15 protein-coding genes and 3 tRNA genes are annotated in these 17956 nt (G+C 72.3%); 8 read left to right on the top strand and 10 right to left on the bottom strand.

What is annotated here, in order from left to right:
• On the top strand, window positions 1-639 hold a 639-nt coding region (locus FFA01_RS16105; protein WP_208720857.1), incomplete at its 5' end, for a GntR family transcriptional regulator.
• Here FFA01_RS16105 and FFA01_RS06730 read toward each other — a convergent pair.
• A complete protein-coding gene (locus tag FFA01_RS06730) occupies window positions 633-1328 on the bottom strand; it encodes a sugar transferase (RefSeq protein ID WP_146854278.1) in 696 nt (231 codons plus the stop codon). The genes FFA01_RS16105 and FFA01_RS06730 overlap by 7 nt on opposite strands.
• A complete protein-coding gene (locus FFA01_RS06725; protein ID WP_167627305.1) occupies window positions 1325-2011 on the bottom strand; it encodes a GntR family transcriptional regulator in 687 nt (228 codons plus the stop codon). The genes FFA01_RS06730 and FFA01_RS06725 overlap by 4 nt, the downstream gene beginning before the upstream one ends.
• Window positions 2012-2142: 131 nt before the next feature.
• Between FFA01_RS06725 and FFA01_RS06720 the strand changes: the two genes are divergently transcribed.
• Window positions 2143-3090 carry a DNA-3-methyladenine glycosylase family protein gene (locus FFA01_RS06720; protein WP_146854274.1) on the top strand — a complete coding sequence of 316 codons (948 nt, stop codon included), beginning with the start codon at window positions 2143-2145 and terminating at the stop codon, window positions 3088-3090.
• Window positions 3091-3124: 34 nt separating this feature from the next.
• Here FFA01_RS06720 and FFA01_RS06715 read toward each other — a convergent pair whose 3' ends face one another.
• Complete coding sequence (locus FFA01_RS06715) at window positions 3125-3628, bottom strand: MarR family winged helix-turn-helix transcriptional regulator (RefSeq protein ID WP_167627304.1); 504 nt, start codon at window positions 3626-3628, stop codon at window positions 3125-3127.
• Between the two features lie 41 nt (window positions 3629-3669).
• Here FFA01_RS06715 and FFA01_RS06710 point away from each other — a divergent pair, with 41 nt between their 5' ends.
• Window positions 3670-7197, top strand: a complete 3528-nt coding sequence (locus tag FFA01_RS06710; RefSeq protein ID WP_146854270.1) for a proline dehydrogenase family protein — start codon at window positions 3670-3672, stop codon at window positions 7195-7197.
• Between the two features lie 12 nt (window positions 7198-7209).
• On the opposite strand, the gene FFA01_RS06705 is transcribed toward FFA01_RS06710, so the two are convergent.
• On the bottom strand, window positions 7210-7647 hold the full coding sequence (locus tag FFA01_RS06705) for an Lrp/AsnC family transcriptional regulator (protein WP_146854268.1): 438 nt from the start codon (window positions 7645-7647) through the stop codon (window positions 7210-7212).
• A gap of 103 nt (window positions 7648-7750) precedes the next feature.
• On the opposite strand from FFA01_RS06705, the gene ddaH reads away from it, so the two are divergent.
• Window positions 7751-8626: a dimethylargininase gene (gene ddaH, locus FFA01_RS06700; RefSeq protein WP_371859183.1), complete on the top strand. Its 876-nt coding sequence runs from the start codon at window positions 7751-7753 to the stop codon at window positions 8624-8626.
• 37 nt (window positions 8627-8663) lie between these two features.
• On the opposite strand, the gene FFA01_RS06695 is transcribed toward ddaH, so the two are convergent.
• From FFA01_RS06695 to FFA01_RS06680, 4 genes are all read right to left on the bottom strand, one after another.
• Window positions 8664-10187 carry a glycosyltransferase family 39 protein gene (locus tag FFA01_RS06695; RefSeq protein ID WP_146854264.1) on the bottom strand — a complete coding sequence of 508 codons (1524 nt, stop codon included), beginning with the start codon at window positions 10185-10187 and terminating at the stop codon, window positions 8664-8666.
• 82 nt (window positions 10188-10269) lie between these two features.
• Window positions 10270-10342, bottom strand: a tRNA-Phe gene (locus tag FFA01_RS06690).
• A gap of 83 nt (window positions 10343-10425) precedes the next feature.
• Window positions 10426-10499, bottom strand: a tRNA-Asp gene (locus FFA01_RS06685).
• Between the two features lie 50 nt (window positions 10500-10549).
• Window positions 10550-10622, bottom strand: a tRNA-Glu gene (locus FFA01_RS06680).
• Between the two features lie 259 nt (window positions 10623-10881).
• On the opposite strand from FFA01_RS06680, the gene FFA01_RS06675 reads away from it, so the two are divergent.
• Window positions 10882-12192: a M23 family metallopeptidase gene (locus FFA01_RS06675; protein ID WP_146854262.1), complete on the top strand. Its 1311-nt coding sequence runs from the start codon at window positions 10882-10884 to the stop codon at window positions 12190-12192.
• A gap of 117 nt (window positions 12193-12309) precedes the next feature.
• On the opposite strand, the gene FFA01_RS06670 is transcribed toward FFA01_RS06675, so the two are convergent.
• Together FFA01_RS06670 and ppa are read right to left on the bottom strand one after the other, a co-directional pair.
• The gene (locus FFA01_RS06670; RefSeq protein WP_146854260.1) at window positions 12310-12540 is read right to left on the bottom strand and encodes a hypothetical protein; all 231 of its coding nucleotides are present in this window, start codon (window positions 12538-12540) and stop codon (window positions 12310-12312) included.
• A gap of 258 nt (window positions 12541-12798) precedes the next feature.
• Entirely contained in the window at window positions 12799-13290 is a 492-nt protein-coding gene (gene ppa / locus FFA01_RS06665) for an inorganic diphosphatase (protein ID WP_146854258.1), read from the bottom strand.
• 68 nt (window positions 13291-13358) lie between these two features.
• Between ppa and tilS the strand changes: the two genes are divergently transcribed.
• From tilS to ftsH, 3 genes are all read left to right on the top strand, one after another.
• The gene (gene tilS / locus FFA01_RS06660; RefSeq protein ID WP_146854257.1) at window positions 13359-14366 is read left to right on the top strand and encodes a tRNA lysidine(34) synthetase TilS; all 1008 of its coding nucleotides are present in this window, start codon (window positions 13359-13361) and stop codon (window positions 14364-14366) included.
• 48 nt (window positions 14367-14414) lie between these two features.
• Window positions 14415-14966: a hypoxanthine phosphoribosyltransferase gene (hpt, locus tag FFA01_RS06655; protein WP_146854256.1), complete on the top strand. Its 552-nt coding sequence runs from the start codon at window positions 14415-14417 to the stop codon at window positions 14964-14966.
• 200 nt (window positions 14967-15166) lie between these two features.
• Window positions 15167-17158, top strand: coding sequence for an ATP-dependent zinc metalloprotease FtsH (gene ftsH, locus FFA01_RS06650; RefSeq protein ID WP_146854255.1), 1992 nt, complete (start codon window positions 15167-15169; stop codon window positions 17156-17158).
• Window positions 17159-17956: the final 798 nt, after the last annotated feature.

Raw genomic sequence — 17956 nt, 5'->3', positions numbered from 1 at the left:
GGGGATCGGCTGCACGACACCGAGCTCGAGGAGTGGCTCGGGGTCTCGCGCACGCCGATCCGCATGGCGCTGGCGCGGCTCGAGGACCTCTCGCTGATCGAGACGGCCCCGAAGCGCTACACGCGGGTCAGCCACTCGCGCCCCTGGCTCGTCCAGCCGCTGCTCCGGACGCTCTGCTCGCTCTGGGCGCTCGCCCTGGACGATGCGCTCGCCGACGACGAGGTCCGCCGCGCCGCCGCCCGAGCTCTGGGCGCTCCCGGCGACGGGCCCGACCTCGCGTCGACCGTCGCCCCCGAGTCCTCCGCCGAGGAGGCGCGGGTCGTCCCGTCGGGAGCGCCTGCCGTCGTCGAGGCGCTCGTCTCGACGGCCCGCCTGATGACGCGGGCGTCCGTGAATCACCGTCTGCCCGAGCTGACCGCGCGGATCGGCGTCGCGATCAGCTTCCATGCGCGATCCCTGGGGCGCGACCTCGACGACGAGCGTCTGTCGCGGGCGGTCGAGGCGCTCCGGTCCTCGATCGGGTCGGCGGACGTCGAGGCGTCACGACACGCGCTCGCCGACATCGCGGCGTCGCCGCTCGTGCGGGCGGAGACGGCTGCGGCTGCGGCCACGGCCACGGCGCGATCAGACGGTCAATAGGCGCCGACCGGGCGGACGACCGCTCGGACGGTTCGGGCCAGCACGATCGCGTCGGTCGCCGGTGTCCAGTCGTGGACGTACGAGAGGTCGAGGGCGATGCCGTCGTCCCAGTCGAGGTCGGAGCGGCCCCCCACCTGCCAGGGGCCGGTCAGGCCGGGCACGACGAGGAGGCGCTGGCGGGCTCGGTCGCAGTACCCCTCGACCTCGTGGACGAGGGCCGGCCGTGGCCCTACCAGGCTCATGTCGCCGCGGAGGATGTTCCAGAGCTGGGGGAGCTCGTCGAGGGAGTAGCGGCGGAGGAGCCGGCCGACGCTCGTGACGCGGGGGTCGTGGCGCAGCTTGAACAGGGGGCCGGCGGCCTCGTTCGCGAGGCGGAGCTCGGCACGGAGCCGGTCGGCGTCGACGTGCATGCTGCGGAACTTGACCATCGAGAAGGGGCGGCCGTCGAGGCCGACCCGTTCCTGGCGGTAGAACACCGGGCCGCGACTGTCGAGCCGGATCGCCGCGGCGACGAGCACGGCGAGAGGCAGCACCACGATGGTGAGCAGGACGGCGCCGACGAGGTCGATGAGCCTCTTGGTGAGTCGATGCGGGTGGCGGCGGACGGCGGGGATTGTCGTGTCGCCGGCCAGGACACGGGGTCCGGTGGGGCGGCGAGTGGGCCGGGGGCGGAGCGGGGTCGCGGTCATCGCGCCCCTCGTCGGGCGTCGGGGGTCGTGGGGATGTCGGCCACCTCGGCGAGGGCGGGCCCGAGCGAGACGCGACCCAGCAGGGCCGCCGTGGCCTCGCCCGCCTCCGTCCACCGGCGGTCGGCCAGGGCGCTGCGGAGCCGCTCGACCGCGGGTCGGAGGGCGGGGGAGTGCAGGCCCACCGACACGTGGCGGGAGTGGAAGGCGGCGCGATGGTCGAGGGGTTCGGCGGCCTTGCAGGTGAGCGGGTTCTCGGCGCGGGTGAGGAAGGCCGCGCTCTCTCGGATGAGGTCGGCGCAGGTCGCGTCCTCGGAGTCGAGGGTGGCGACGAGGCGCTCGACGATCGGCGTCGTCTCGTCGACCGGCGCCGAGCCTGCGGAGCGGATCGCGTCGGCGTGGAGGACGCCGATCAGCTCGAACGTGTCGAGCAGGTCGGTGGTGGTGACGGAGGCGACCCGCGTGTAGCGATTCGCCTCGATGTCGACGAGGCCGTGCGTGGCGAGACGTGCGAGGGCTTCCTTCACGGGCGTCTTCGAGACGCCGAGCCACGCGGCGATGTCGTCTTCGAAGAGTCGTTCACCGGGCTGCAGCGTGCCGTCGAGAATCGCGGTGAGCAGCGACTCGAACGTCAGGTCACGCAGCAGGCGCCGCGGATGCCGTGTCGGGCGGTCGGGAACTGGCATGCTGCCTCCAAAGTCAGAAAGAAAACATATCATCCGTCATTGTTTTCCGCCACGGCGGAGCCAAGGGGGCGGCCGAGCGGCCGGGCCGGCGAGGGCAGCCGGGCGTCGGTGGCGGCGTCTACCATCGCCTCATGTCCGATCCCGCCCGTCCGATCGTCTCGCGAGACGCTCCGGTCGAGTCGGTCTACCGCCCGGTCGGCCCGGTCGACGTCCGTGCCACGCTCCGGCCCCTCTCGCGCGGCGGCGGGGATCCGACCGTCCGCGTGGTGGGGGCTCGGGTCTGGCGGGCCGTCCGGACGCCGGCGGGCGCCGCGACGCTCTGCCTCACGCCCGGCCCCTCCGGCGTCCACGGCGCGGCGTGGGGCCCCGGCGCCGACTGGCTCGTCGACTCCGTCCCCGAGATGCTCGGCCGAGGCGACGACTGGTCGGGTCTCGACGTCGCCGGCAACGCGTTCCTCCGCGACGCACGCCACCGCCTCCCCGGGCTGCACCTCACCCGCACCAACCAGGTGCTGCAGATGCTCGTGCCCGCCGTGCTCGAGCAGAAGGTCACCAGCCGCGAGGCCTGGCGGGCCTGGCGCTCCCTCGTGGTGCGGTTCGGCGACCCCGCCCCGGGGCCGGCGCCGGAGGGGCTCACCGTTCCTCCGGACGCCGAGGCCTGGCGGCGGGTGCCCAGCTGGGAGTGGCACCGGGCGGGTGTCGGGCCCCAGCGGTCCGACACCGTCATGCGGGTCTGCGCGGTGGCGGCCTCCCTCGAGAGGACGCTGGCCCTGGGTCGGGGCGGTCCCGAGGTCGAGAGGCGTCTGCGGTCCGTGCCCGGCGTCGGGGTGTGGACGGCCGCCGAGACGATGCAGCGGGCCCACGGCGACGCCGACAGCCCGAGCGTCGGCGACTACCACCTGCCCGCGCTCGTCGGGTGGGCGCTGATCGGCCGGCCCGTCGACGACGACGGCATGCTCGAGCTCCTCGAGCCGTGGCGGGGCCACCGCGAACGCGTGATGCGGCTCATCTCGGCGAGCGGCTTCTCGAAGCCGAAGTTCGGTCCGCGGATGACGATCCAGGACCACCGCTTCCACTGAACGGGCCGGGCGCGGTCGGTCCGCGATCCGGTCGTCAGGCCGCGGGGGGCTCCGCCGCCGGGGACGTCGCGACCGGAGCGTCGGGCGAGGCGTCCGAGCCGATGGCCTCGAGCACACGGTGCGAGAACCGCCGGAGGGCGTCGGCGTCCGGACCGAGGACGTCCACGAAGTACTCCTTGATGGCGGCGTTGTGACCTCGGGTCGCGGTCAGCATCGACCGTCGACCGTCGGATGTGAGCTCGACCCAGGTGCCCCGGGCGTCGGAGGCGCAGTCGGACCGGCGCACGAGACCCCGGCGCTCCATCCGCGTGACCTGATGGCTGACCCGGCTCTTCTCCCAGCCGATCTGCTCGGCGATGTCGCGGACCCGGAGGCGGCGGTCGACGCTGCGACCGAGGCCCACCAGGATCTCGTACTCGGCTGCCGAGACGCCCGACTGCGCGTGCAGACGCAGCTCGAGAGCCCGATCGAGACGCCGACGCATCGTGTAGAACGCGTCCCACACGGCCCAGTCGTCGTCGGTCAGTTCGTCGGCCATTCGCCCAGTGTAGAGACGGTGGTCCGGCATATCCTCGGGCCATGTCCGATGTGCGCGCCGCCGACCTCACGCAGCAGACCGTCGAGACCGTCCGTCGGTGGCTCCGGGCGGCGGACGACGTCTCCGTCGACGCCCCGGCCGCCCGGTTCGGGCGTGTCCTCGCCGATCCCGCCGCCCTGGACTTCACCGTCGGATTCGTCGACGGGGTGCTCCTCCCCGACGATCCGGGGGTCGCCGCTCGTCATCTCGACCGTCTCAGCCGGTCGATGCCCGAGTCGCTCCCCTGGCACCTGCGGGCCGCCGTGTCGGCCGGCGGCGGCTTCGGCCCGCTGGCACCGCGCGCGGTCATCCCCGTCGCCAAGCGGGCCTTCCGCCGTCTCGTCGAGCACCTGGTCGTCGACGAGACCCCCGATCGGCTCGGGGCGCATCTCGCGTCGCTGTCGTCGGGCGCCGTCCGACCGAACCTCGCGCCCCTGGGCGCCCCCGTCGTCGGTCCGGCGGGCGCCGACCGCCGACTCGCCCGCGTGCACGCGCTCGTCGCGCGCGACGACGTCCACCACGTGTCGATCTCGCTCGCCGACGTCGCGGCGCCGTTCGCGCCCTGGGCCCTCGACGAGGGCGGCAGCGCCCTGGTCGCGCGCCTGATCCCGCTCTACGAGCTGGCGCGCGCGGGCGACGTGCCGACGCTGATCGACCTCGACATGGGGGGCCACGGAGAACTCGACCTGACCGTCGACGTCTTCACACGCCTCCTCGACCAGCCGACCCTGCGGGGTCTCACCGCCGGGATCACCCTGCAGGCCTATCTGCCGGATGCGCTGTCCTCGCTCGAGCTGCTCACCGACTGGGCCCGGAACCGCGTGGAGACGGGCGGGGCGCCCATCCGGGTGCGTCTGGTCAAGGGGGCGAATCTCGACGCCGAGGCCGTCGACTCGTCCCGCCATGCGAGGGGTCCCGTCACCCTCGCGACGCGGGTCGCGACCGACGCGTCGTTCAAGCGCCTGGTCGATCACGCGCTGCGACCGGCCAACGCCGAGGTCGTGCACGTCGGCATCGCGAGCCACAACCTCTTCGACCTCGCCCACGCCTGGAGCATCGCCGAGCGGCGCGCGGTGACGCATCTCGTCACCGTCGAGACCGTCCACGGTCTGGCCCCGGCCCAGACCGCCGCCGTCGCGGCCGAGGTGGGCGGCCTCGCCCTCTACACGCCCGTGGCGGCGCCCGACGAGTTCGACGTGGTGGTCGGCGGCGTGGTCCGCGGGCTCGGCGGCGCGAGGTCCGTCGGCACGGCCGTCGAGCTCGGCCGCGATGCGGGCCACTTCGAGGGCGAACGTCGGGCCTACCTCCGGTCGGTCGAGCTGGTCGACGACCCCGAGGGCGCAGCCGGCGCTCTCGACGGGCCCGAGCCGGCCCGGCCCGCCGCGACGGGATGGCCGGGGTTCGCGGGTGCTCCCGACGCCGACCCGGCGCACGAGCACGCCCGCTCGTGGGGCCGACGCGTGCTCTCGGCGGCCCGGACCTCCGACCTGGGTCTCGAGCGGATCGACGCGGCCCGGGTGGCCGGGCACGGCCGACTCGAGGAGGTCGTCGCCCGCGCCGTCGAGGCGGGCGTCGCCTGGGGCCGTCGACCGCACTCGCAGCGAGCCGAGCTGCTCGACGCCGTCGCCGAGGCGCTCGACGACCACCGGTCCGAGCTGGTCGAGGTGATGATCAGCGAGACGGGGACGACCCTGACCGACGCCGACCACGACGTCAGCGCGGCGGTCGACGCGGCGCGCTGGCACGCGACCCTCGCGCGCGGTCTGGACGACGTCCTCGGCGCCCGGTACGCGCCTCCTCGGCTGACCGTCGTGGTCCCGCCCGCCGACTCCGCGGTGTCGACGTCGGTCGCCGCGGTGACCGCCGCGCTCGCGGCCGGCAGCGGCGTGCTGCTGCGCCCGGCCGCCGAGACGCACCGCACGGCCGCGGTCCTCGCCGACGTGCTCTGGTCGGCGGGCGCGCCGCGCCCCCTCGTCGCGGTGGCGATCGTCGACGACGCCGACCTCGACCGCGATCTGCTGACGCACCCCGCCGTGGACCGCGTCGTGCTCCACGGGTCGTTCGACACCGCCGCCCGTGTGAAGTCGTCGCGGGGCGACCGCGAGCTGTGGGCCGAGACCCCCGGGGCGAACTCGGTCGTCGTCACCGAGAGCGCCGACCTCGACCGGGCCGCGGCCGACGTCGTCGCCGGGGCGTTCGCCCACTCGGGTCAGGCCCCGTGGTCCGCCCGCACCGTGATCCTGGTGGGGTCCGTCGGCCGGTCCGAGCATCTCCGACGGCAGCTCGTCGATGCGACGGCGAGCCTCCGGGTCGGCTGGCCCGATGTCGCGACCACGGCGCTCGGCCCGCTCGTCGACCCCGCCGAGGGCCCGCTGCTCGACGCGCTGACCACCCTCTCCGACGGCGAGACCTGGTGGGTGGAGCCCGAGCGGATCGACGAGGAGGGACTCCTGTGGCGCCCCGGCGTCCGAGACGGCGTCCGCCCCGGCGGTCCGTTCCGGTCGGACGCGGCCGGTCCCGTGCTCGGCATCGTGCACGTCGAGACGCTCGACGAGGCGATCGACGTGCAGAACGGGCTGGAGTCGTCCTCGACCGCAGCGCTGCACTCGCTCGACGACGACGAGGTCGCGCGCTGGGTCGACCGGGTCGACGTCGGCTCCCTCGTCGTCAACCGTGCGGTCGTCGGGCCGCGAGCCGGGCGGCGGCCGGCGGGCGGCGGGCGACGGCGGTCCACGATCGGTCGGACGGCCGCGTCGGGAGGCGCGAACACGGTGGTGGCCCAGGGCGCCTGGTCGCGGATCGGCCGGACGCCGGAGAAGGACCTCAAGCTCGACGGGGTCTCCGACCGCGTCGTGCGGGTCATCGAGGCGGCTCGCTCGCACCTCTCATTCGACGAGTTCGACCGGATCCGGGCGGCCGCCCGCAGTGACGAGAGCGCCTGGCGGACCACCTTCGGGTCCTCCCGCGAGATCGGCGACCTCGCCGTCGAGCGCGTCGTGCTGCGGCACCGACCGGCGTCCGTGGTGCTGCGAGTGTCCTCCGACGGCGACCAGGTCGATCTCGTCCGGCTCGTGGTGGCGGCCGCCCGGGCCGGGTCCCGCCTCGACATCAGCTCGGCCCGGCCGGTGCCGGCGCCGCTCGCCCTCCTCCTGCGCTCTCCCGCCTCGCCGATCGAGGTCGGCGACCTCGTGGTCGAGAACGACGAGTCGTTCCTGGCCCGGCTCGCCACGGGCCGCCTCCAGGGCGCGGCGCCGGTGGCCGACGCGGTGGTGGATCTCGGGATGGCCCCGAAGGAGACGCCGACGGCCGGGGTCGCTCACTACCGCGAGCTGCGGATCCGCCTGGTCGGCGGAGGGCGGCGCGACGTGTCGGCCGCCACCGGCCACAGCGCCGACGTCGCGGTCTGGACGGGCGAGGTGACCGACGAGGGGCGGGTCGAGCTGCTGCCCTTCGTGCACGAGCAGACCGTCACGATCGCCGCGCATCGCGACGGCCGCCCGGACGCCGCCCTCCGCGACCTCCGGATCTGACGCGGCGTCGGCTCAGGCGGGCTGGCGGCTGATCAGCTTGGACAGCACGATCGCGCTGCGGGTGTGATCGACGTTCGGGGCGTTGCGGACGCGTTCGAGCGCCTCCTCGAGGGAGGGGATGTCGCGACTGCGCATGTGGACGATGGCGTCGGCGCTGCCGGTCACCGTGCCGGCGTCGACCACCTCGGGCACCGTGCTCAGGATGCGCTGCAGCTCCTGCGGCGACACCGTGCCCCGGCAGAAGAGCTCGACGTAGGCCTCGGTGCCCAGTCCGTCGACGGCGGGGTCGACCTGCACCGTGAACCCCTTGATCACGCCGTCGGCGATCAGCCGGTCGACCCGGCGCTTCACCGCCGAGGCGCTGAGGCCCACCGAGGCGCCGATGTCGCCGTAGCCGGCCCGGGCGTTCTGGCGGAGGAGGTCGATGATGCCGTAGTCGAGGTTGTCCACGGCGGGAGTCTACGCCTCTATGTTGCGCCGAAGCCGCCTAGAACGCAGGTTCTTTGCGTCGGGCATCGACCCCGTGCGCGACTCGCGTGTGACACTGGCACTCGTGAGCATCACCAGCGACTCCGTGGACACCGCCGGAGACCCCCAGCCCCAGCCGACCCGCCGAGCGAGCGACCGGACGGTGCTGATGTGCCGCCCCGATCACTTCACCGTCAGCTACAAGATCAATCCGTGGATGGACCCGAAGGCGCCCACCGACACCGCCAAGGCACTCGCCCAGTGGCAGGTGCTCTACGAGACGTATCTGAGCCTAGGACACGACGTCCACCTCATCGATCCCCTCGAGGGGCTGCCCGACATGGTCTACTCCGCGAACGGCGGGTTCGTGCTCGACGGCAAGGCCTACGGCGCCCTCTTCACCTATCCCGAGCGGCAGCCCGAGGGACCCGCGTACATGGACTGGTTCCGCGACGCCGGATTCGAGGTGGCCGAACCCGTCGAGGTGAACGAGGGCGAGGGCGACCTCCTCCTCGTAGGAGACGTCATCCTGGCCGGCACCGGGTTCCGCACGTCGACGCGCTCGCACGAGGAGGTCGCCCGGATCTTCGACCGCGAGGTGGTCGGCCTCACCCTCGTCGACCCCGCGTTCTACCACCTCGACACCGCCATCGCGGTGCTCGACCCCGAGCCCGTCGACGGCCGGCACACGATCGCCTATCTCGAGAGCGCCTTCGACGAGGCGTCGCTCGCGGTGCTGCGCGAGCGGTTCCCCGACGCGATCCTGGTCGACGAGCGGGACGCCTCCATCCTCGGCCTCAACTCGTACAGCGACGGCTACAACGTCGTCATCGCGGCCGCCGCGACGGGCTTCGAGCGTCAGCTGCGCGAGCGGGGCTACAACCCGATCGGCGTCGACCTCTCGGAGCTGCTGCTGGGCGGCGGCGGGGTGAAGTGCTGCACTCTCGACCTGCGACGCTGACGGTCGGGCCGCACCGCGCCTCCTCGGCGGACTCCCGTCAGCCGCGCCCGCCGGGACGCACGAAGAGGTAGACGACGCTGCGACCCGTGCGGTGCTCCTGCGCGAGGTCGTAGCCCAGGCCGCCCAACGTGCGGAGATCCGGGTCGTCGAGCGCGTCGACCTGCAGTCGAGCGATCCATAGCCGGTCGACGTCGGCGAGGCGCTCCTGCAGATCGGCGCGCTGGGTCTCGTCGTCGAGACCGAGGGTGACGTCGGTGAAGCGGCCGTCGGCGAAGCCCGACCGGACGAAGGCGACGTCGTCGAGCTCGTCGAAACGGTCGGGGTAGGCGTACAGCGCCTGCCGCGGGCGGGTCGAGACGGTCCCGGTCGAGTCGAGCACGAACGCGTCGCCGGGCCGGGCCTGCTGTTCGATGTAGCTCGCGATCTGCGACAGGTCGGCGCCTCCGCCCTTGCCGGTCGGCTGACGCTGGATCACCCAGGTCGGCGCCGAGGCGAGCACCAGCAGGACGATCAGCGAGATGCTGACCCACCGGCGCCGGAATCCGGTGATGGCGACCGCCAGCAGCAGGCACATCCCCGGGGCCGCGAACACGACCAGTCGGGCCTGGAAGACGGGCGCGAGCACGAGCCCGACCAGCAGCAGCAGCCCGACGGGCAGCGCCACCCAGAGGGCTCCGAGCAGGACGACGCTGCCGGGGGTCCGTGACCGGTCGCGGAGGCGCGTGCCGAGCAGGATGAGCAGCACCAGCCCGAGCACGGCGTAGGCGATCGAGGTCGCGAACCACGGCTCGACGAGCACCGTCCACCACGTGACGTCGGCTCCCGTCGAGGGGTCGTCGGCCCCGAGGAGCCGGGTGCGTTCGCCGAGCACGGTGCCGATCACGGGCGCCGTGGCCAGCAGGGCCGCCCCGGTCGAGATCGACCAGCCGAGGAGGCGGTGGCGGGCTCCCCGACGACGCCGTTGCGCCGGTGCCAGCGCCAGGAACACCCCGTGCACCGCGACCATGAGGGCGAACGGGACGTAGGTCGCGATGGACGCCGCGAGGGCGAGGCCGTAGGCCAGCCACCACCACCGGCTCTGTCGCCGGGAGGCGACGAGCACGAGGACGGTCACCCAGACGGCGAGAGCGGCGGTGAGCGCGTAGGGGCGCGCCTCGGCCGCCTCCAGCGTGAGGCGGGGCAGGACGGCGTAGATCACGGCGGCGAGCACGGCCGTCGTGCGGTTCGTCAGCATGCGCACCAGCACGAGCAGGCCGGCCGCCCCGAGGCCGGCGACGATCGCGCTGGGCAGCCTCGTGGCGAACTCGCTCTCGCCGAAGAGGCCGATCCAGCCGTGCATGAACACGTAGTAGACGGTGTGGACCGCGTCGCGCTGGCCGACGAACGCGAGCAGGTCGGGCAGGGGCATGCGGGCGGCGGCGAGCGTGGTCGCCTCGTCGCTCCAGTACGACGGGACCCAGCTCGCGACGACGCCGACCACGAGGGCCAGGACTCCGGCGAGGAGAGGGTCGAGCCAGCGGTGGCGCGGATGCGCGACCGCGGGGTCGTGGCCGATGCTCACGCGACCCCGGTGGGTTCGACGCCTGCGAGACCGCTGCCTGCGGGCTTAAAAGAGGCAGGCCCCGCCGGGGCGGGGCCTTGAGTGGCTGGACACGGCATCGATCCGTGGACCTTTCGATTTTCAGTCGAACGCTCTACCAACTGAGCTACCCAGCCGTGGGGGACCGTGGTGAAGACGCTGCCTCGACCTGCTGGCCCACCGGGAGGGACGAGCCCTCCAGGCGAGAAACTCGCCTTTGCGACCCTGACCGGACTTGAACCGGCGACCTCCGCCGTGACAGGGCGGCGCGCTAACCAACTGCGCTACAGGGCCAAACAATTGCTGCTGATACTACCTTGGACTCCGACTCGTTGCCGAACCGGTGACCCCAACGGGATTCGAACCCGTGCTGCCGCCGTGAAAGGGCGGTGTCCTAGGCCACTAAACGATGGGGCCATGTGTTCCGAAGAGCACAGAGCAACCGAGAGACGAGCATACGGACACCGGCCGCTTAATGCAAAACGAGTCGACCTGGTCGATCGCGGGGGCGGTGGCCTGCCGGCGTGGTCCCTGCGGCGCCGACCTCGCGGATCCGAGACGCCACTCCGGCGCGGTTGCCCGACGACGACCTGATCCGCGATTAGTTTCGACCTGCGCTCGAAGGTCTGACCGGCCGGCGGCGGCTCCACCCACTGACGACCGAATCGGACCTTCGATGATCTTCTCCCGCCTCCTCGGCCGCCCGGATCGATCCGGCACGCTCGGTGTGGCGGTTGTCCCGAGGTCGACCAGGGGACGCGTCGTCGCCACGGCCGTCGCGCTGTCGCTGGTCGTCGCCGCGGGTGTCGCCGTCGGCCCGGTCGAACCGGCCCAGGCGGCGAGCTACCCGTCGTGGTCGGACGTCGAGAAGGCGCGCGGGGACGAGGCCGCGAAGGTCGCGGAGATCAAGAAGCTCGAGAAGCTGCTCGACGCGATGACGGCCGACCTCGACCGCAAGAACGAGGACGCCCGCAAGAAGGGCGACATCCTGCAGAAGGCGCAGACCGCCTTCGACGACGCCCAGTTCAAGACGAACCAGCTCAAGGGGCAGGCCGACGCCGCCGCGACCGTGGCCGCCGCCAGCGAGAAGCGCGCCGGCCAGCTCGCCGCGCAGCTCGGTCGGTCCGGCGGCAACAACAACGACATGACCGGCACCCTGATCGCCGACCCGGGCGACGCCGCCGATCTGCTCTACAAGCTCGGCGCGATGAGCAAGCTGACCGAGCAGGCCGACGGCATCTACTCGCGGGCGACGCAGGATCGCAACACGGCCCAGTCGCTCACCGACCAGGCGGAGGTCGCCGAGGAGGCGCTGGGCGAGTTGGCCGCGGAGGCCGAGGCCGCCCTCGCCGTCGCCAACGAGGCCGCTCAGGCCGCCGCCGACTCGCTCGCCGAGCAGCAGGAGAACGGCGCCCGCCTGCAGGCGCAGCTGACCCTGCTGAAGACGAACGCCGACACCACCCAGAAGGAGTTCGAGAAGGGCGAGGCCGAGCGCAAGAAGAAGGAGGCCGAGGCCGCGGCCCGCGCCGCCCGCCTCGGCAGCCCCACGAGCGGCACGCCGGTCGGCGTCACCTCGAGCTTCGGCTGGACGCGGCCCTCGGGCGGCGATATCTCGAGCGGGTTCGGCATGCGCGTGAACCCGGTCACGGGCGCCTACATCCTGCACGCGGGCACCGACCTCGCCGCCGCCTGCGGCACCCCGATCTTCGCCGCCACGGCCGGCACCGTCACCTACGCCGGCTGGTACGGCGGCTACGGCAACTTCGTGCTGATCGACCACGGCAACGGCATCACGACCGGCTACGGCCACCAGCCGAACGGCGGCATCATGGTGAGCGTCGGGCAGCGCGTCGAGCTCGGCCAGCAGATCGGCCACGTCGGCTCGACCGGCAACTCGACCGGCTGCCACCTGCACTTCGAGACCCGCATCAACGGCACGGCCGCCAACCCGGTCGCCTTCATGGCGCAGCGCGGCATCACGCTGTAGTCGCCTGGGGACACTGTCTCCCAGCAGCGCCCCTCGTCAGCTGACTGCGGCTGCACCGAGCTCGCACTGTGACGTCCACCGGTGCAACTGGTCGTCGAGCCCCGCGTATCAGCCTGGTCAGCGAACACCTGGGAGGCGAGAGGCAGAGGTGGAGAGATCCGCCTCCGGCTCAGGGTCGAAGAAGATGGCCAGAGCGCCGGTCATCTGGATCCAGACGAGGACCCCAAGGATGAGTGCGATGCCGACGCAGATGGCGACGACGGTCTTGCTTCGAAACACGACTAGAGCTGCCTTTCGATCAACTGTTATTGCAGACGAAAGGTTTACCTCTGTCTGCACGAAGGTCAAGCTCGTTGATCGGCCTCATCACGATCTCCGCCCTCGTGGTCACCGCGGGTGCTGCGCAAGCTGACGAATCCGTCGACGTCGATCGTGAGAGCAGACGTCGAAGCGGGGACGGGTGGCGGCGTGGCATCCCGGCTTCGATTATCAGAGAGAATCCTGCGGCAGCATGCAACTGGTGACTGCGGTCGGTCGACTTCCAGCATGCTGAAGGGGCCCCGCACGTGATCGTGCGGGGCCCCTTCGACATGCAGCGGGCGGGGGTCAGTGACCCTCGTCCGCGAGCTTCTTGATGCCGGCCTCGACGATGGCCTCGGCCTCGGCGGCGTCGCCCCAGCCCTCGGTCTTGACCCACTTGCCGGGCTCGAGGTCCTTGTAGTGCTCGAAGAAGTGCTCGATCTCCTTGCGGAGGTACTCGGGCACGTCCGACACGTCCTGGATGTGCTCCCAGCGCGGGTCCTTCGCGGGGACGGCGATGACCTTGGCGTCGCTGCCGCCGTCGTCGGTCATGTTGAAGACGCCCACCGGGCGGACCTTGACGCCCACGCCGGGGAACAGCGGGTAGTCGAGCAGCACGAGCACGTCGACGGGGTCGCCGTCGAGCCCGAGGGTGTTCTCGAAGAACCCGTAGTCGGTGGGGTAGACGAAGCCGGTGAAGAGCACGCGGTCGAGGTAGACGCGACCGGTCTCGTGGTCGACCTCGTACTTGTTGCGGCTTCCCTTGGGGATCTCGATCACGGCGTCGTACGCGGCCATGGGTGCTCCTGGTTCAGTCGGTGGGGCGAGCCGACCGGACCGGTCGACGGCTTCGCTAACGTTACAAGATGCCCGCCGACGACCGCCCGACCCGCCCGCGCCTGACCCCGGCCATGGCCGACCTGCGTCGTGCCGTCCGCGCCTCGCTCGAGGGGCTCGCCCCCGACTCCCTCGTCCTCGTCGCGCTGAGCGGCGGCGCCGACTCGCTCGCGCTCGCCGCGGCCACCGCCTTCGAGGCGCCGCGAGCCGGGCTGCGGGCCGGTGCCGTGATCGTCGACCACGCCCTGCAGGACGGTTCGGCCGAGGTCGCCGCCACGGCCGCCGCCGCGGCGACCGGGCTCGGTCTGTCGCCCGTCGAGGTCCGTCGCGTCGAGGTCGGCGCCGACGGCGGACCCGAGGCGGCAGCCAGGGAGGCGCGCTACCGGGCGCTCGCGGACGTCGCCTCCGCGACCGGTGCCGCCGCCGTCCTCCTCGGACACACGCTCGACGATCAGGCGGAGACCGTGCTGCTGGGGTTGGCGCGCGGGAGCGGACCGGTCAGCCTGCACGGCATGGACGCCGTCGCGGGGCTGTGGCGCCGACCGCTGCTGGGGGTGCGCCGGGAGACGACCCGCGCCTCCTGCGCCGACCTCGGCCTCGAGCCGTGGGACGACCCGCACAACGACGACGGCGCGTACGCGCGGGTGCGGGTGCGGCACGCGGTGCTCCCCGTGCTCGAACGCGAGCTCGGCCCGGGGGTCGCCGAGGCGCTGGTGCGGACGGCGGCGCAGCTGCGCGAGGACGCCGAGGCCCTCGACCACTTCGCCGAGGAGCAGGCCGAGGAGGTCGCCGACCACGCCGAGGCGGGCATCTCGCTCGACGTGCGGTCGCTGGCCGCGAACCCGGCCGCCCTCCGGCAGCGACTCATCCGACTGGCCGTCGCGAGCGAGTTCGCCGTGACGCTCAGCCGCGCCCAGACCCTCGAGGTCGCGCGCCTCGTCACCGACTGGCACGGCCAGGGACCGGTGTCTCTGCCGGGCATTACAGTTGTACGCACCGGAGGCGCGCTGCACTTCGCGGCGACCGGCGCCTCCTGAGACCCCACCACCACCCCCTCCCACGACCCTCTGGAGCACGACCCCGCCATGGAACTCAGCGACATCGAGAGCGACCTCACCTCCGTCCTCTACACGGAGGAGCAGATCCACGCGAAGATCGCCGAGGTCGCCCGCCAGGTCGAGGTCGACTACGAGGGTCGGGACCCGCTGCTGGTCGGGGTGCTCAAGGGCGCGGTCATGGTCATGGCCGACTTCTCGCGCGAGCTCAAGATGAGCGCCGCGATGGACTGGATGGCCGTCTCGTCGTACGGCTCGGGCACGAAGTCGTCGGGCGTCGTCCGGATCCTCAAGGACCTCGACACCGACCTGCACGGTCGTGACGTCATCATCGTCGAGGACATCATCGACTCCGGGCTGACCCTCTCGTGGCTGCTCGACAACCTCCGGACGCGCGGCGCCGCGTCCGTCGAGATCTTCGCCCTGCTGCGCAAGCCCGAGGCCGCCAAGGTGCAGGTCGACGTGAAGTACGTCGGCTTCGAGATCCCCAACGACTTCGTGGTCGGCTACGGCCTCGACTTCGACGAGCGCTACCGGAACCTCCGCGGGGTCGGGGTCCTGGCGCCGCACGTCTACAGCTGAGGTCCGCGCCGGAGCCCCGGTCGCAGGCTCTCCGGGCGCCGGCGCGGGCGCCCGCATCGGGGTCGCGGAGACGCCGGTGCGTGCGGACAGAGATCGTGCATTAGGCCCACGGCGAACACCCATCCGGCCCAAAGGCGGCCCGATGTACCCTTTTGCTCACGTCTCCCTGCAGAAAGGTGTCGGGCTCCGCCCGTACTGACATGGACTTCAAGAAACTCTTCCGCGGCCCGATCATCTACATCCTGATCGCCGTGATCGGCATCGGCATCGGATGGAGCGTCATCAGCTCCTCCAGCACGACGCAGGTGTCGACCCAGAAGGGCCTCGCCTCCATCAGTGCCGGCGACGTCAAATCGGCCACCATCTTCAGCAACGAGCAGCGCGTCGACCTCGTCCTGAAGGACGGCGACAAGCAGGAGCAGTTCTACTACGCGACGCCGCGCGGCGAAGAGGTCGTCACGGCGATCACCGACGCCGACCTCGAGAACTTCGACGACACCGTCACCCAGAGCAACTGGTTCGTGTCCCTGCTCGGCATCCTGCTGCCGTTCCTCATCATCGGCGTGATCTTCTGGTTCCTCCTGTCGTCCATGCAGGGTGGCGGCAGCAAGGTCATGCAGTTCGGCAAGTCGAAGGCGAAGCTCGCCTCGAAGGAGACGCCGCAGGTGATGTTCACCGACGTGGCCGGGGCCGACGAGGCGATCGAGGAGCTCGAGGAGATCAAGGAGTTCCTGAAGGAGCCCGCGAAGTTCCAGGCCGTCGGCGCCCGCATCCCCAAGGGCGTGCTGCTCTACGGCCCTCCCGGCACCGGTAAGACCCTGCTCGCCCGCGCCGTCGCCGGCGAGGCCGGCGTGCCCTTCTTCTCGATCTCGGGCTCGGACTTCGTCGAGATGTTCGTCGGCGTCGGCGCCAGCCGCGTCCGCGACCTCTTCGAGCAGGCCAAGCAGAACTCGCCCGCGATCATCTTCGTCGACGAGATCGACGCCGTCGGACGTCACCGCGGCGCCGGAGTCGGCGGCGGCAACGACGAGCGCGAGCAGACCCTCAACCAGCTGCTGGTCGAGATGGACGGCTTCGACGTCAAGACCAACGTCATCCTCATCGCCGCGACCAACCGTCCCGACGTGCTCGACCCCGCCCTGCTGCGCCCGGGCCGGTTCGACCGCCAGATCGGCGTCGACGCGCCCGGTCTCGACGGCCGCAAGCAGATCCTCGAGGTGCACGGCAAGGGCAAGCCCCTGGCGGCCTCGGTCAACCTCGAGGTCCTGGCCCGCAAGACGCCCGGCTTCACGGGTGCGGACCTGGCCAACGTGCTCAACGAGGCCGCGCTGCTCACGGCTCGCTCGAACGCCCAGCTGATCGACAACCGCGCCCTCGACGAGGCCGTCGACCGCGTCATGGCCGGCCCGCAGCGCCGCAGCCGCATCATGAACGACCACGAGAAGCTCATCACCGCCTACCACGAGGGCGGTCACGCCCTGGCGGCAGCGGCGATGCGGCACACCGACCCGGTCACCAAGATCACGATCCTGCCCCGCGGCCGTGCGCTCGGCTACACGATGGTCCTTCCGCTCGAAGACAAGTACAGCGTCACGCGCAACGAGCTGCTCGACCAGCTCACGTACGCGATGGGCGGCCGCGTCGCCGAGGAGCTCGTGTTCCACGACCCGACCACCGGCGCCTCGAACGACATCGAGAAGGCCACCGGCACGGCTCGCAAGATGGTCACCGAGTACGGCATGAGCAACAAGGTCGGATCGGTCAAGCTCGGTCAGGGTTCGGGCGAGCAGTTCATGGGCCGAGACATGGGCCAGCGGGACTACTCCGAGAACATCGCCGAGACGGTCGACGCCGAGGTGCGCGTGCTGCTCGAACAGGCCCACGACGAGGCCTGGGCCGTCATCAACGACAACCGCGACATCCTCGACCACCTCGCCGCCGAGCTCCTCGAGAAGGAGACCCTCGACCACGACGAGCTGGCCGAGATCTTCAAGGACGTCAAGAAGCTCCCCGAACGCCCGCAGTGGCTCTCGAGCGACAAGCGGCCCGTCTCCGACCGCCCGGCGATCCCCATGCCGAGCAAGTCGCCGGTCGACGCCGAGGCCGTCGACGGCGGTGTGGGCTCCGAGCCCGAGACGAAGCCGACCCGTCAGCGGCCGCCGCGCACGACCCCCGGCATCGCCACCGCGTAGCCGTCGACCAGGGGCGACCACGCCGGGCTCGAACGGGCGCGGCGTGGTCGCTACCCTGGGAGGCGACCACGCCCGAACCCCGTGGCCCCGATCGGAGGAACCGACTCGTGACCGACACGCCGAGCGGCGCCCACAGGGCGCCGGACGAGCCGTCCGCGGGTCGCGCCTGGAAGCGGCCGCGCGGCCGCGAACGCTATCCCGATCCGGTCATTCTCGACGCGCCTCCCGCCAGCGCCCCGGCCGCCGGCAGCGAGCGGCGCCTCGTGCTCTCGCTCGGAGAACGCGCCGCGGTGCGACCCCCGGCCCAGCTGCCCCCGGTCACGCACACGCCCGCCACCCGCACACCCGGTGGACCCGTGACCGCCACGGCCACGGAGGCCCCGGCGGCTGCGGCGCCCACGTCGGCCCCGGCCGCCGCCTCTGCGACCACTGCCGCTCCCGCTCCCGATCCGGTGATCCCCGCGACGGTGAGCGAACCGCGCGAGGTGCGCCGCGCCTCCGGACGCCGCCTCATCGCCGGAGGGCGATTCGACGGCCCGATCGACGACCGCGAGCAGGCGGCCCACCGCACCCGGGTCGGGTCGCATGCCGCCCCGACGCTGGTCGTGCCTCCGGTGCGCGGCGCCGACGAGCGGCCCACGTCGTCGGCCGCCGCCGCGCCTGTCGCCGTCACGCCTTCCGCCGCCGCGCCTGCCGCCGCGCCTGTCGCCGTCACGCCTTCCGCCGCCGCGACTGCCGCCGTCACGCCGCGCGAACCCGACGTGGCCACCCGCGCGATCTCCGTGGTCCGGCCCGGTG

Origin of the sequence: Frigoribacterium faeni (assembly GCF_007988805.1) — a bacterium.
Taxonomy (GTDB): Bacteria; Actinomycetota; Actinomycetes; order Actinomycetales; family Microbacteriaceae; genus Frigoribacterium; species Frigoribacterium faeni.
The sequence above is the reverse complement of the archived record's forward strand: the minus strand, read 5'-3'. Positions and strand labels throughout refer to the sequence as shown.